Raw genomic sequence first — 12,876 nt, forward strand, 5'->3', positions numbered from 1 at the left:
ATTTCCATATGTGAGAGGTATCGAAGCCCACTGGACACATTCGCGGCATCCAGCGGAACGATGGTGGTTCGCGCCGATGTTATTAGCTCCCCGGCGATTGGCAAACCCCGCGGGCGGGCGGCAGCAAAATGGCGGCGGGAACTATGCGCCAAACTGCTAGGCAAGATGGACGAACACACCTCTTTCAATTGTTATCAACCGGGAAACGCTAGTAGAGCGCCCGTTAACGATCTGAGCGAGCGGAGTCTTTCTACGATGACATCTAAACTTCCATCGACCCGTTCTGCAGCTAGATTGACGCTTAACCGAGCTCTTTCCTCGTTGGGATGGGCGCCGGGACGCTGTCAAGTCATGCATGGGCGATGCCTCGCGTGCCTCTGAATTCGCGCACTCTGATCACACCCCGCCAGACAACCCACGTCGTCGAATGCGGACCTACCAAGGGTCCGTTGATGATCTTCCTCCACGGCTGGCCGAGCATCGGTTTGATGTGGCGCGCCCAGATGGACGTCTTCGCCGCCGAGGGATGGCACTGCGTTGCCCCTGATCTGCGCGGCTACGGCGGTTCTTTCGCACCTGCAGCCAACGACGCTTATACAATCAAGCAAGTCGCTTTGGATGTGGCGGAACTCCATGATCATCTGGGCGGGCGGCCCACGATTTGGGTTGGCCACGACTGGGGCAGTGTCGTGGCCGGAGCGTTGGTCGCCCATGAGCCCAATCGCAGTCGTGGCGTCGTGCTGACCTCGCTTGCCTATCAACCGGGCGGCCACGCCCTGCGCACGATCGTTCCGTTGGTCGACAGGACAATTTATCCCGCTGACCAATATCCGGATGGTCAATGGGATTACTACCGCTACTACACAACTCATTTCGACGCCGCGGTCGCCGACCTCGATGTCGACAAACGGGCATCGCTGGCATCGATCTTTCGATCAGGCAGCCCAGAAGGCGTCGGCAAGGTTTCACCGAACGCGGTGATCACCCGAAACGGCGGCCGTTTCGGTGCTGCTCACGAGGCTCCGCCGACCCAACCCGACCCTGCTTTGTGGCCCGCCGCGGATTTCGAGGTCTTGGTGAGTGCGTTCAAGACTCGCGGCTTCCGTCCCGCCTGCGCCTGGTACATGAACGATGACGCCAACATCGCCTATGCTCGCGAGGCCTCCGATGGCGGCCGCCTGTCGCAACCGGTCCTGTTCATCAACGGTGACTTCGATCAGATCTGCACCATCAACGGAAATCGCCAGGGCGATCCGATGCGCCGCGCTTGCCCAGACCTCACCGTGACGAGTGTAGCAGGCGGCCATTGGCTGCCGCTGGAGTGCAAGGCTGAACTCGTCGAGATCATCCGCACATGGCTTCAGAACGAAAAAATTTGATGGCGAGGGCACGAGCATAAGAACGGATTGAAAGGCATGAGCAGCAAAGTGCATAACACACTCGTCGATGCTCCAAAGCAGTCCGTCTACGGCAAGCGGCTGCCTTTCAAACTGGCAAGGCGCAAGAGCATTTACCGAGGCAAGGCGCGAAAATGTGACCTGATATCTGCGACCAGCTCGCTCGGCTTTTCCATCGCAGCAAAATGGCCGCCCGCGGCGTGCTCGCTCCAGCGGACAACGTTGTAGACCCGTTCAACCCAAGACCGAGGCGGCTGCGGCAGCTCCTTGGCAAAGTGCGAGATGGCGACAGGGGGAAGAATGCGCTGTCCTTTTTCGAATGACAGAGGATGCGCACGGCTCTCCTTGTAGAGCCTGAATGAGGCGCCGAGCGAGCCGCTGAACCAATAGAGGCTGATCTCGGTCAGCAGAGTATCCATGCTGAAGACGTCGAGGACATTGCCATCGCAATCGCTCCATGATCGGAACTTCTCAACAATCCAGGCCGCCAATCCCACGGGTGAATCGGACAATCCATAGGCCAGCGTCTGCGGCTTGGTGCCTTGGACATGCGCATAGGCGCCCTCTTTGTCCGTCCACTCCGCCGCAACTTTCCTAAACTCCAATTCCTTAGGGGTAAGAGGCGGCAGACCATCGCCGATGGGTGGGCTGAAGCTGCCGGGAATATAGTTCAGGTGAATGCCGACCACGTCCTTTGGAAACCGGAAGGCAAGCCAGCTGGAAACCGCCGCGCCGATATCGCCGCCCTGAGCACCGAAATTTGCGTATCCCAATCCAAGCATGAGCTTACGCCAGAGGCCCGCTATCTCAAATGGGCTGACGCCGGCTTTGGTTGGCGCCGACGAAAAGGCGTAGCCGGGAAGCGCAGGAACAATGAGGTCGAATGCATCCTCGGGATCGCCGCCATGTGCGCCCGGATCTGTCAATAACGGGATGACGCTCTCCATCTCCAGGAACGAACCCGGCCAGCCATGAGTCATGATCAGTGGAGTTGGTGACGGTCCCCGGCCTTTGACATGGATGTAGTGAATTTTGAAACCATCGATCTCGGCAACGAAATGCGGCAACAGGTTCAGGCGTGCTTCTTGAGCCCGCCAATCGAATTCGCCTTGCCAATAGTCAACGAGCTCACGCATGAAGCGCAGGCTACTTCCGTCATCCCACCCCTCTGGATCAATAGAGGCAGGCCATTTGGTTTGAGTGATGCGACGGTGCAAATCATCAAGGGCATCATCGCCAATATCGATTTGAAACTCTGCGATTTGCATTGGGGCCTCCAAAATGCCGTCCGGCAATTGGGTTTGCAGTTAAAGAGATCAGACCCGTCGATCCCGCTAATTCGAGCCGGGGACGGCACTTATCGCATGAGCGGCTAGGACGAGTGGCCGGTATTCAGCCCTATCCCTGGTTCCGGCTTAATGAAAATCAGGTGTCACGTACCCGTCTATGTAGGTTTCTCCGCGGGGGCGTAAACAGGCGTCCCGAACAAAACAGCAGGCTTCGGAGACGTCAGTGAAAAAAGGAGAAGTGCCTTGCACCTACGCTCGCCGGTAGGCTGAACTCAAGCGACCACTGCCAAGCCCGGCGAAGCGCGCAAGCGGGCTATGTCGCGTGCCGGCGGCTCTCCAAAGTGGCGGCGATATTCGCGACTGAACTGCGTCGGGCTTTCGTAACCCACACAGAAGGCGGCAGTTCTGACGTCGATGTCCTCAACCAGCATCAGGCTGCGCGCGTCCTGCAGCCTTAGTTGCTTTTGGAATTGCAGCGGCGTCATCGCCGTCACAGCGCGAAAATGCTCATGCAGGCTCGACGGACTCATGCCTACTTCGGCCGCAAGCCGCTCGATGCTGAACCGTTCCCGGAAGTTCTTCCCGATCCAGGCGATGGCGCGGCCGACCTGGCCCACCCGACCCTGGCCGGAGGTGATGTGGCGCATCCTGGCACCGTCCGGGCCGGCGAGCAGATGATAGAGAATTTCCTGTTCGGCAAGCGGCCCGAGCACGGGCAGCGCTGCCGGATCGTCGAGCAGGCGCAGCAGGCGAAGCGCCGCATCGAGCAGACCGGCGCTGGCGTCGGACACCGTCTTGCCTATGGGCGGAGATGGCGCTCCCGGCGGCTGCGGCACGCGCAACGCCAGGTCCCCCAGCATGACCGGATCGAAATCGAGGTATAGGCAGAGATAGGGCTTGTCGGGCGTCGCCTCGACCACATGGCCAATCGCCGGCAGGTCGTAGGTCACGACGCCATAACGGCCTGGCGTATATCCAAACACGCGGTCGCCCAGCGTGACCTCCTTGCGTCCCTGCGCGACGAGGCATAGTTGCGGCCGGTAAACATTCGGCATCGGCATCGTCACGGTGGAGGATCGAACAAGCGTCACACGCTCGATGGGGGTGGCCTGGAAGCCATCCTTCGAGACGTGCCGGGCAATGACGGCCGCGATTTCGGTCAGTTTTTCCATGAACCGGACCATCGCATGCGAGGGGGAATGCGACAAGGTGAACGGCAGCTTCTGGAGGATTGGGCAGCAATCCCGGCGCATCAGGCTAACGGCTCTGCAGCGTCGCGCATCATATTGTCGGCAGCGCCGGGGTCACAGCAAACCCGGCCGCAGAACAGGAATGGAGTAGACATGACCACCGATAATCTGAAGATCCCTACGGTCGCGCTGGGAACCTGGGCCTGGGGCGACAGCGGCGCGACTGGCGACGGCTACTTCGGCAGCCACCTCACTCAGGCTGGCCTGGAAGAGGTCGCCGACAAGGCGCATGCGGCCGGGTTCACCCTGTGGGATACCGCCGTGGTATACGGCATGGGCCGTTCAGAGACCGTACTCGGGGAGGTACTGAAGCGCTACGCCCGCAGCGACTACCAGCTCTCCACGAAGTTCACCCCGCAGGCTGCGGGGATCAGCGATGATCCAGTGGCGGACATGCTGGAACAAAGTCTAACCCGCCTCGGCACCGACTACATCGACCTCTACTGGATTCACAATCCAGCCGACGTGGTGCGGTGGACTCCGCACCTAATTGCGTTGCTGAAGAGTGGGAAGGTCAAACATGTCGGCGTCTCGAATCACAACCTCAGCGAAATCGAGCTCGCCAACCAGATCCTCGGAGAAGCAGGATTCCGGGTCGAGGCCATTCAGAACCACTATAGTCTCCTCTACCGAAGCTCTGAGCAAGCTGGCATCCTGGACTACTGCCGCAACCACGGCATCCCATTCTTCGCCTATATGGTGCTTGAACAGGGCGCCCTGACCGGCAAGTACAATCCGGAGAACCCGTTGCCGGAAGGAAGCAACCGGGCAAAGGCTTACAATGGCATGCTGCCTCAGCTGAAGGCGCTGACGGACAAGCTCGCCTCAATCGGCCAGAGCCAAGGTGCGGCAGCTCCCGATGTCGCAACAGCATGGGCCATCGCCAAGGGCACAACGCCGATCATCGGCGTCACCAAGCCCCATCATGTCGACGGTCTGGTCCGTGCCAGCAGCTTCACCCTCACCGGCGATGACATTGCAGAGCTGGAAGCCCTCGCTGAGACCGCTGACGTGAACACCCGCGGCTGGTGGGAAAAAGAGATGTAAGCCCGCAGCTCCGCTGCCCTAAGATTTTGGAGCCGCTCCGAAGGCCACTTCGCTCGCGCTGAAGAGGCCTCGGTGCGAGCGGCCTGCACAAGCCGCTGCAATCGGTGGCAGCAAGATCTATTCAGCCGCCACCACATGCCTGCTCCTCAGCACTGCGATCGAAAGGAGAAATACGATGGCCGAGCAGATACCGATGATGACTACCATCGGTCTCGCCGTACCGTCCATAAACATACCGCCGATGCCAACCACCAGCGCCGATGTCATGAACTGCATCGTCCCCATCATCGCCGAGGCCGTGCCAGCGATGCGCCCATGGTGTTCCAGCGCCAGGACAGCTGCATTCGGCACGATCATTCCAAGGAAAGCGTAGCCCGCAAACAGGAACGCCGCCATGGTGTCGAGGCGGTCAACGCCGACAGCCATGACGACGGCCAGCGTCACCATCGTCAGCGCATAACCGGCAACTGCACCGCGAATGACTTTGCGCAAGCCGATACGGCGAGCAAGCCAGCCGTTCAACTGCGACATGCCGATGAAGCCGACGGCATTCACGGAAAAGACCACGCTGTAGAAGGTCGGCGAGAGCCCGTAATGGCCAATCAGTATGAAGGAAGAGTTGGCGACATAGATCATGTAGCTTGACATGCCGAAGGAGGCCATCAGCACCAGACCGAGATAGTATGGGTCCTTAAGGAGTGTTCCATAGGCTTTCAATGCCCCGCCGAGGCTGCTTTCACTGCGAGCCGTAACCGGACGGGTCTCCTCAAGGAAAAAGCGGCCCGCGATGACGCCGACAACACCGGCGAAGACCATGACCCAAAAGATCAGCCGCCAGTTCCCGAACACTGTCACGATGCTGCCCGCGAGCGGCGCCAGGATGGGTGAGATGCTGAAGACCAGCATAAGCCGCGACATCAGTTGCGCGGCGGCGGCCCCCGTATGCAGGTCGCGCACGATGGCGCGGGCAATCACGACGCCGGCACAGGCGCCGGTGCCCTGAATGAAACGGAAGGCGACCAGCCAGCCAATATCGGTGGAGAGCGCGCAGCCGATCGCGCCGAGGATGTAGAGCACCAGACCGACATACAGAGGCCGCTTGCGGCCAAACATGTCCGACAGTGGACCATAGATAATCTGCGACACAGCCATGGCTGCGAAGAAGGAAATCAGGCTTGCCTGAACTGCATGGCTGTCAGCGTGAAGATCCAGACTGATCGTCGGCAACGCGGGAAGATACATGTCGAGGGCAAAGAGACCGACGGCTGAAAGAAGGCCAAGGACGATGGCATGGCGGGAGCCGCCGGCCCCGGAGGATGAAACGGAATTCTTGCTCTGCACGGAAAAAACCTTTCCCGCACACCATTCCCCGGACGAAGCAAAGTCTCATACAAAAAGCATGTGACGGGGATTGAGTGGGCGATTATAGATGGGACAGCGGAAAGACGAAGATGGTTCCAACGCATGGCCCGTCATTCCTGTAAAATATTTTGGACAGTATTGTCCAATTGGTCAAGTCCTTTATGGTGGTGTCATGAAAACTTCGCCCGCAGCGGTTTCTTCCGAGACAGAGAGTCCGCCCGCCACCAGCAAACGTCGGGCGATCCTGAACGCGGCCGCAGACGTTTTTGCCGAGGATGGGTTTGCGGCGGCGAGTATCGATGCGATCGCAGCAAGGGCCGGCGTGTCACGTCAGACAGTGTACAATCAACTCGGTGACAAGGATAATCTGTTCAAGGTTGTGGTTGCGGAGATCACGGAGAGGTCGAGCGCCGCCTTCTTTCGGGTGTTGGATACATTTCCCGTGGCGCCTATCGATCTCGAAAAGGAACTGACCGAATTTTCGGCGCTACTCCTGCGCAAGGCGGTCTGCGATCCGAATGGTCGCTGGCTGCGCAAGCTCATCGAGACCGAAGGTGGCAGATTTCCCGAATTGTTTGAGACCTGGAAGGAATACGGACCGGGCAAGAAATACCCCGCCATCGCGGCCCGCCTAGCGCAGCTCACGCTGGCTGGCCATCTAGACATAGAGGATCCGGCACTTGCCGCGCGCCAGTACATGGCGCTGCTCGCAACAGATCTACGGATCAACCAACAGATCGGCCGTCCAACTCAAGAGGAAGAGGTCCACCGCATGGCAGGAGAGGCAACGAAGACCTTTCTGCGCGCATTCGGCAAGCGCTAATGGCATCGCGGCCGCAATTTAATAGAAAACATGACGCTCTCGCAGGCAAACTTCTCGCCTCCGCTGCGCGCTGGACATAACCCCTGGTTGCGGGCATAACTACGTCCGATCGAAGACGTTCGGCGCCATGGGCCGAAGTCTGGCCGTCCTTGCTGCGGCCAATTCGCCCATATCGACCGTATGAGCAACGCAAGCACCGGGTGTTGGCTCCGCCTGTGTGACTAACGCCGAGCAGTTTTCGAAGCTCTTGAAGGGATGTGAACCGAAAGCCCGTTACCGCTTAGCGGCGCGGCAGTTGAATTTCCTTTTGAAGGCAATGACTTAGATCGGCATGCCTCAAGATGAGCCTGCGGCAGAGATTGAGGAACAACTGCAGAGATTCGCGTCTCTATCGCTAGTTCCTCAAACCAAGCTGACCCGGAGGTCATTGATCACAGCGGCAAGGCCGGTCGCGCCTATCAAGGGCACGATCCGTACCGGGGCGAGTTTCGAGACGGCCCGTCCGAATACCACGATGTTCGTGTGCCCGTTGAGCCGCGAAGGATGGATGATGCTTGTCCGGTAGGGATTTGTGTTCGTGGAACGCCAGCGACCACGCGCGCGCCAAGCTTTGGCGCGAGGATTTCGCAACGTCAGTCGGAACACCCATTCTGACAGCATGATCATCGCGCAGGTCGACAAGTCGAAGTTTTTCTGCCGTTTCGATCTCGGCGAACCGTCGTGCATGGATTTCGTCCTCCTCAATCGGGAGATCTCCGATCAGACCGTCGCGGCGATCGCGAAGCACGGCCTCCAAAAAGCACACTTTGAGCGTATCACCCAAATAGTGCACACCGAACCGCCTTGCGGCTTCACGCCGGCGTGGATCGCTGAACCGGCTCGGCGTCTTTCCAAAGCCCAACGGGTCAGGAAAGACGCTCGCATAGATCCGGCCGAAACGAGAGCTTGAAGGAATGACTTCGAGATCGAGGGACGTATGTTCGAAACCGGCAGGCGGCTTGATACCGGTCATTTAGCGAAAGTCACCGCGGGCAACACTTTCGGCCGCGGCGATCGCATCGGCGTCCCGACCTCGCTTCAAGGCATCGAGTCCCGTGCGACCGTCAAGCGCCCCATGTGACGAGACCAGAAAGCGGTAGGCCGCCCAGGCTCCTGCCAAGATTTCATGCAGTCTCGGGAGCGCGGCATAAGGGCGACCGTCCTGATCGAGTTGCCATGCAGGGAAACGAAAACCACGTTTGGCACCATCCAGGCCAAGCACCTGTCCGCTTTGACGCTTCGTGTTGACCGTGACCCGCGAAACGCCCAAGAGATCCGAAAACGCGTCTGCACTCAGCATCTCATCGTCGCCCAGGATCTCCGCTACACCGAAGGCGGGAATGAGCAGTTCACCCAGATGGTTGCCCGCCTCGTTGATGAGCGCTGCCTCCGGACAAACGATGCCCAGCGCCGCCTCGGCGGAGCTCGGCATCGCCACGACTTAAGCTTGCGCCATGAATGCCTGCGTCGTGATCGCATTTGCGTAGAAAGGTGCGATGTCGCTCAGGAACGAGGTCTGCTGTTCCCTGGTGAAGGCCGCCGACGCATCGTAGATGACGTTGGTGTGATAGCCGAGATCGTGGGCGTTGCGCACGGTCGACTCGACGCACTGCCGCAGCGCGAAGCCCATGACGTAGATGTCGAAGATCCGGTTATTGCGCAGATAGCTGTCGAGCGTGGTGGCGGCAAAGGCGCTGCTGCCGCCCGTGCGCTCGCTGATGACATATTCGCCGTCACGAGGCTCGAACCCTGGGAAGAAATCGGTCTGATCGCCGAGGAACGAGCCATAATCGCGCACCATCTTGCGCAGCCCGTACTTCCCTTCGCCCAGCACCCGGTAGGTCGATTCGAGCACCATCCTGACGTGGATGACCTCGATGTTGCGGCGACGGGCTTCTTCGAGGAGCTTCTTCGAGTTGGCGACCGCGGTGTCGATCTGCTCGCGGTCCTGGAACTGGCCGCTGATGCCGCCGGTGGGAGCCAGCCAGTCGTTCTGATATTCGATGAGGATCAGCGCGCTCCTGGCGTTGGCATCGTTGGATGCATGGTCGATCATGATGTTACTCCTTTGTTTGGATGATGTTCGGGTGCTCGCCCCTGCAATCGGCGTCAGGCCGCGAGGAGAGCCTGATGCTGGCGCAGATGTTCGCGGAAGCGGTCAGCATAGTCCTCGACCACCGCGTTCCTGACGCTCGGGCGCGCCGCTAGTGCCGCCCGCCACGCCAAGACACGCGGGAAGCCTTCGAAGATCGCTTGCGATACCGCGGGATCGATGATCGCGAAATAGCGGAAGAGCGGGGCATAGACCGCATCGACCATGCCGAAGGCGGCACCGGCGAAATACGGCCCCGATCCCAGCTCCGCCTCGAGCTTCTGGAGCCGGTCGCGGAACGCGGCCCGCTTGGCGTCCGCGATCGCCGGATCGGTGGCGTTGAGAAACTGCCAGCCATCGGCCAGGGTCTGCGTGGCGAACTCGATCCACGCGCGCTGTCGGGCGCGCTGCAGCGCATCGTCGGGATACATCGACGCGCCGCCCTGCGTTTCCTCGAGATACTCGCAGATCACCACGCTTTCGAAGAGGATGGCGTCCTCCTCGTCGGTCTGGTGCACCTTGAGCAGCGGGACCTTGCCGGTCGGCGACAGCGCCAGGAACCAGTCGGGCTTGGCCGAGAGGTCGATATTGATCCGCTCGAACGGTACGTTCTTCTCGAGAAGGACGATCGCGGCGCGTTGAACGAACGGGCAGAGCGGATGGCTGATGAGCGTCAGGCTGGGGTCGGGCATGATGGCCTCTCGATGTGACGGCAATTCCGGATGGAGGGCGGCGCGACGGTCAGATCGCCTGACCGCCCGAGATGTCGAAGGTGGTGCCGTTCGCCCAGCCCATGTCGTCGGACAGGATGGCCGCGACCGCACCGCCAATGTCGTCGGGCTGGCCGACGCGGCCGAGCGCGATGGTCTGCGCGACAAAGGCGTTCACATTCGCATCGTCGCGGACCACGCCGCCGCCGAAGTCGGTCGCGATGGCGCCCGGCGCGATCGTGTTCACGCGGATCTGCCGCGCGCCCAGCTCGACCGCCATGAACTTGGTCAGCGTCTGGATGGCCCCCTTCGCCGCCGCATAGAGGCCGTAGCCCGCCATCGTCACGCGCACGAAGCCCGACGAGACATTGAGGATGCGCCCGCCGTCCGCGATCAGCGGTAGCAGCTTCTGCGTCAGGAAGACCGGGCCGCGCAGATGCGTGTCGATCAGGGAGTCGAATTGTTCCTCGGTCGCGTCGGTCAGGAGTGCGTACAGGCCGTGGCCGGCGTTGTTGACCAGGTAGTCGAACTGCTCGCGGCCGAACCGGGTCTTCAGCGTGTCGGCGACTGTCTCGGCAAATGCCGGGAAGCTCGCCGAATTACTGACGTCGAGCGCGACCATCGCGGCCTTGCCGCCCAGCGCTTCGATCTCCTGGCGCAGCGTATCGGCCTCTGCCTCCCCGCTGCGATAGGTGCCGATGATGGCGACGCCACGCTTGGCAAGATGCAGCGCCATGCTGCGGCCGAGGCCGCGGCTGGCGCCGGTGACGAGTGCGATCTGCTTGGTCATGGTCTGTCCTTTGTTGAATGATCTCGCCGGAATGCCGCACCGCTGCGGTGTCGTTCCGATACCAACCAGATAGGCCGAGCGGGCCGCGACCGCCCGCCCAATGCTCTCAATCTATTGCCTGATTGTCTCAAGGTCTTTGCTTGTCCGAAAAACAATGCCATAGAAGGCTCATGACCGAGCATCTCCAGCCGCATATCGACCTCGCCCTGCGCCACGCGCGATCGGGGGTGACCGTTACGCCGATCCCGCGACTGGAGATCGGCGTGGGGCAAGCGACCTCCGGCACGTCGCCGTGCCTGTACCGCTCGATGATCTGCTTCATCCTGCAGGGATCGAAGGACGTGGCGATCCACGACAATCTGTTGTGCTATGACTCCGCGCAGTATCTCGTCAGCGCGCTGGATCTGCCGCTGAGCGGCCAGATCCACAATGCTGGTGACGGCCGGCCCTATGTTGCGGTTTCGCTCGTCCTGGACCCAGCACTGCTGGCCGAGGTCGCGTCCACTATGCCGCCGGTGCGCGACGCCGATGCGCCTGGCATCGGGATTGCGATCAATCCGATGACCCCGCCGCTGCGCGACACGCTGCTGCGCCTGCTCGCGTTGCTTGACACGCCGGGCGACATTCCGGTTCTGGCACCGATGGCGGAACGCGAGTTGCTCTATCGTCTCCTGCAGGGACCGCAGGGGCGTCTGCTGCGTCATATCGCCCGGCCCGAGGGGGCGCTTGGCCGAATCCGGCGTGCGGTCGAATGGATCCGCGATCACCACAACACGCGGCTGCGGATCGAGGCCTTGTGCGAAGCAAGCGGTATGAGCCGCGCGAGCCTACATCGCCACTTCGTGGCGCTGACCGGCCTCAGCCCGATCCAGTATCAGAAGCAGCTTCGCCTGCAGGAGGCGCGACAACTGCTGCTCTCCGGTGACCGAACCGCTTCAGATGTAGCCTTCGCAGTCGGTTACGAAAGCGCCTCGCAATTCAGTCGCGAATATCTCAGGCAATTCGGCGCACCCCCTGTGCGCGACATGCGTCAGCTCAGGCAGGCGATCGGCAGCTCAGCGGCGGCGTAATCGGCCGTCATGCATAGTGTTTGCGATGCTCGGCTGCCGAGATAAGGGCGCGAAGCCTGAACGCCTTGACGGGATATAAACCATCGGCGTAGCTATTGATTCGGCTAAACCATTGAAAGTCATGACCCCGCGTGGCGTAAGCCGCTATAATGGCACTTACTAGGCCGCCATCGATCTGCTAGAGAGCTGGATTGTCGCGACGCTCGAGCGACGTCAGCTAGGCGACAAACCACTCCCTTCGCGCGATCAGCAAGCGAAGCCAGCATACCTCCTTGAACATTGCCATGATCTCCGACTTGGAAAAAAATCCTCAAGACGACCCAAGAAGTGGAACGACCGGTCTTTCTCCTCCCGAGATGGCGGTTTAGAAGAGATGCGATCATGCCCTCGACCGAGCGCCCAATCGAGCGATATCAAGCCAGAAAGTTATGAAAGCTTCCATCTCAGATCACATCCTTGCGTCAGCCGGCGCGCTCTTCTACCGCGAGGGTATCCGCGCTGTCGGCATCGATCGCATCATCGACGAAACCAAAGTCGCCAAGGCAACGCTTTACCGGCATTTTCCATCCAAGGACCATCTCGTCGCGGCCTATCTTCAGGATCGCCATGAGCGGGTCATCCGCTCTCTCGAATCCGTGCTGGACGAGGCGCCAGATTCGCGCGATCAGCTGAAGCTGATCTTCGAACGTCTGCACGAGAAGGCAGATAGCTTTGAATTTCGAGGCTGTGCATTTGCTCTTGCGGTCGCCGAGCACGGCGATTCAGAGCGCGTCGTCGCTGTTGCGCGCGCCCACAAGGCAACGGTAAGCCAGATGTTTGCAGCGCTCATGACAAGAGCGGGCGTAGAGACAGGTCAGCCGGCCGGTCATCTTTCTCTTCTCTACGAAGGAGCACTGGCGACAGTTGCCGTCGGCCGCGATCCACGGGCTGTGCTGACCGCCAGAGACTGCGCCCTTTTCGTCTTCGACGCCGCACTTTCCCTGATCAAGGATGCTGAAAAGGCATAG

At 60.5% G+C, this 12,876-nt stretch carries 12 protein-coding genes and 1 pseudogene; 5 read left to right on the forward strand and 8 right to left on the reverse strand.

Annotated features, from left to right (window positions below):
* Positions 1–362: 362 nt before the first annotated feature.
* The gene (locus tag CCGE531_RS25515; RefSeq protein WP_120669437.1) at positions 363–1,379 is read left to right on the forward strand and encodes an alpha/beta hydrolase; all 1,017 of its coding nucleotides are present in this window, start codon (positions 363–365) and stop codon (positions 1,377–1,379) included.
* 131 nt (positions 1,380–1,510) lie between these two features.
* Here the strand turns inward: CCGE531_RS25515 and CCGE531_RS25520 are convergent, their stop codons facing one another.
* On the reverse strand, positions 1,511–2,665 hold the full coding sequence (locus CCGE531_RS25520; RefSeq protein WP_120668939.1) for an epoxide hydrolase family protein: 1,155 nt from the start codon (positions 2,663–2,665) through the stop codon (positions 1,511–1,513).
* 293 nt (positions 2,666–2,958) lie between these two features.
* The gene (locus CCGE531_RS25525) at positions 2,959–3,858 is read right to left on the reverse strand and encodes an AraC family transcriptional regulator (protein ID WP_120669439.1); all 900 of its coding nucleotides are present in this window, start codon (positions 3,856–3,858) and stop codon (positions 2,959–2,961) included.
* 171 nt (positions 3,859–4,029) lie between these two features.
* Between CCGE531_RS25525 and CCGE531_RS25530 the strand changes: the two genes are divergently transcribed.
* A complete protein-coding gene (locus CCGE531_RS25530; protein ID WP_120668941.1) occupies positions 4,030–4,983 on the forward strand; it encodes an aldo/keto reductase in 954 nt (317 codons plus the stop codon).
* A 117-nt stretch (positions 4,984–5,100) separates the two neighbouring features.
* Here CCGE531_RS25530 and CCGE531_RS25535 read toward each other — a convergent pair whose 3' ends face one another.
* Entirely contained in the window at positions 5,101–6,324 is a 1,224-nt protein-coding gene (locus CCGE531_RS25535; protein WP_120668943.1) for a multidrug effflux MFS transporter, read from the reverse strand.
* A gap of 88 nt (positions 6,325–6,412) precedes the next feature.
* Here CCGE531_RS25535 and CCGE531_RS25540 point away from each other — a divergent pair, with 88 nt between their 5' ends.
* Positions 6,413–7,168 carry a TetR/AcrR family transcriptional regulator C-terminal domain-containing protein gene (locus tag CCGE531_RS25540; protein WP_348633020.1) on the forward strand — a complete coding sequence of 252 codons (756 nt, stop codon included), beginning with the start codon at positions 6,413–6,415 and terminating at the stop codon, positions 7,166–7,168.
* Between the two features lie 424 nt (positions 7,169–7,592).
* Here the strand turns inward: CCGE531_RS25540 and CCGE531_RS25545 are convergent, their stop codons facing one another.
* From CCGE531_RS25545 to CCGE531_RS25565, 5 genes and pseudogenes are all read right to left on the reverse strand, one after another.
* Complete coding sequence (locus tag CCGE531_RS25545) at positions 7,593–8,180, reverse strand: RES domain-containing protein (RefSeq protein ID WP_348633021.1); 588 nt, start codon at positions 8,178–8,180, stop codon at positions 7,593–7,595.
* A pseudogene (locus CCGE531_RS25550) lies at positions 8,181–8,531 on the reverse strand (XRE family transcriptional regulator); the annotation flags it as partial.
* 117 nt (positions 8,532–8,648) lie between these two features.
* Positions 8,649–9,263, reverse strand: a complete 615-nt coding sequence (locus CCGE531_RS25555) for an isochorismatase family cysteine hydrolase (protein WP_120668947.1) — start codon at positions 9,261–9,263, stop codon at positions 8,649–8,651.
* A 53-nt stretch (positions 9,264–9,316) separates the two neighbouring features.
* On the reverse strand, positions 9,317–9,991 hold the full coding sequence (locus CCGE531_RS25560) for a glutathione S-transferase family protein (protein ID WP_120668949.1): 675 nt from the start codon (positions 9,989–9,991) through the stop codon (positions 9,317–9,319).
* 49 nt (positions 9,992–10,040) lie between these two features.
* Positions 10,041–10,799: an SDR family oxidoreductase gene (locus CCGE531_RS25565; RefSeq protein ID WP_120668951.1), complete on the reverse strand. Its 759-nt coding sequence runs from the start codon at positions 10,797–10,799 to the stop codon at positions 10,041–10,043.
* Between the two features lie 170 nt (positions 10,800–10,969).
* Here CCGE531_RS25565 and CCGE531_RS25570 point away from each other — a divergent pair, with 170 nt between their 5' ends.
* Positions 10,970–11,869, forward strand: a complete 900-nt coding sequence (locus tag CCGE531_RS25570) for an AraC family transcriptional regulator (RefSeq protein WP_120668953.1) — start codon at positions 10,970–10,972, stop codon at positions 11,867–11,869.
* A gap of 428 nt (positions 11,870–12,297) precedes the next feature.
* Positions 12,298–12,876, forward strand: coding sequence for a TetR/AcrR family transcriptional regulator (locus CCGE531_RS25575; RefSeq protein ID WP_120668955.1), 579 nt, complete (start codon positions 12,298–12,300; stop codon positions 12,874–12,876).

Origin of the sequence: Rhizobium sp. CCGE531 (genome assembly GCF_003627795.1) — a bacterium.
Lineage (GTDB): Bacteria > Pseudomonadota > Alphaproteobacteria > Rhizobiales > Rhizobiaceae > Rhizobium.